The 1,363-nt window shown below is 33.8% G+C and carries 2 protein-coding genes; both read right to left on the bottom strand.

Annotated features, from left to right (window positions below; all coding sequences use genetic code 11):
• Positions 1 to 69: 69 nt before the first annotated feature.
• Positions 70 to 945 (bottom strand): IS3 family transposase, encoded by an 876-nt coding sequence (locus tag L2586_RS24345; RefSeq protein ID WP_235295615.1) that lies wholly within the window; start codon positions 943 to 945, stop codon positions 70 to 72.
• A complete protein-coding gene (locus L2586_RS24340) occupies positions 942 to 1,322 on the bottom strand; it encodes a transposase (RefSeq protein ID WP_235295614.1) in 381 nt (126 codons plus the stop codon). Before L2586_RS24340 ends, L2586_RS24345 begins: the two co-directional genes overlap by 4 nt.
• Positions 1,323 to 1,363 lie beyond the last annotated feature (41 nt).

Here is a 1,363-nt window from a genome sequence, read left to right as displayed (position 1 = left end):
TGTATATGCCTGAATAACGTTGACCGGGTTTAAATAAAATCTTTAAAGTATAGTTACTTTTAAACTACTTTATATTACCTGTGTTTTAGGTTGTTTTTTCTTAAAGTTACATAATTTATTTTCAAATTGTATTGGCGTCATTTTTTTCAAACTAGAATGCGGTTTATCTGTATTGTATAAGTTAACTGCTCGGTCAACTCCTTTTACTAATTCTCCTAGGTTTTTTAAGTTCCAGTGATGCAGATAATTGTTTTTAATTACTCCATTTACCCTTTCAGCTTTTCCGTTTTCGTATGCGTGTTTACACATACTATTCTTAAAACTGTATTGTGTGGTAAATTCTAGGAATTCATCGGCATAATATTGACCTCCTCCATCTGAATGAAAGATTATTCCAGGTGCGATTTGCCCTTTTCGAGTCTTTACAGCATTACGTAGGGCCGGTAGTGTTGTCTGTCTGGTTAGTAATCGATTCGAAACATTATATCCCAATATGCGTCTTGAATAGCAGTCAAGTATAAAGGTGATGTAGTAAAAACTACCATCGATTTCAAAATAGGTAATATCACTACTCCACGCTTGATCTTTATCGGTTAATATTTTATCATTTAGAAGATTATCAAAGCGTATCACACCGCTGCTATCAGTTGTCTTATGCCTTGCCTTTGTTCGCTTAGCTGTAAAACCATAATCTCGGCATATCGCCTCAAAGCGATCTCGTCCTATGTAGCTTGGATTTATCTTATAATACATATGCCTACAACACATCGTTGGATGATCCAGACGTATCTGTCGTATCAATTCTATTATATGTAAAACCTCCTCTTTGTAACGATTACTTCGTCCTATATATTGATGAATAGCTTGTTTGCTATAGCCAACTGCTGAATACAATCCATTTAGACTGAAGTCATATTCATCTCTATGTTCTCTAAAATAAATCACCGTTTCGTGAAAGGTTTTTTTTTGATTTCTATCCCATACTTTTCCTCTGCTATTTCTATCATCTTTTCCTTGAAAGTCAATTCTATTTCCTTTTGACCAACCATCCTTTCTAATTCTGCAATCCGTTTTTGTAGGGCTAAAATCTTCTGAGTATCACTTTTTGATTCCACTATAATACGTTCTGGTTTACTAATACTTCCAAATTTATCAATCCATTTGTAAACTGCAGAATATGAAACTGTATAAGCTTTACATATTTCTGAAACTTTTACCTTTCCTAGCTCAATGTCCTTGACCTTTTTTTTCTTAAACGTTTCACTAAATCTTCGACGTTGCCGCTCTGTCTGATTTAATCCAGAATGTTGTTTTCCACTCATAATTCTTTTAATTTGTGGTCAACTTATTTCAGGCAATGACA

This window comes from Portibacter lacus, from assembly GCF_021533215.1.
Classification (GTDB): domain Bacteria; phylum Bacteroidota; class Bacteroidia; order Chitinophagales; family Saprospiraceae; genus Portibacter; species Portibacter lacus.
Note: the sequence above shows the minus strand (reverse complement) of the source record. Positions and strands in the feature narration are given on the sequence as shown.

Bases quoted from the DNA above. Each gene is read 5' to 3' on its own strand.
- L2586_RS24340 (WP_235295614.1), bottom strand. From the start codon at position 1,322: ATGAGTGGAAAACAACATTCTGGATTAAATCAGACAGAGCGGCAACGT.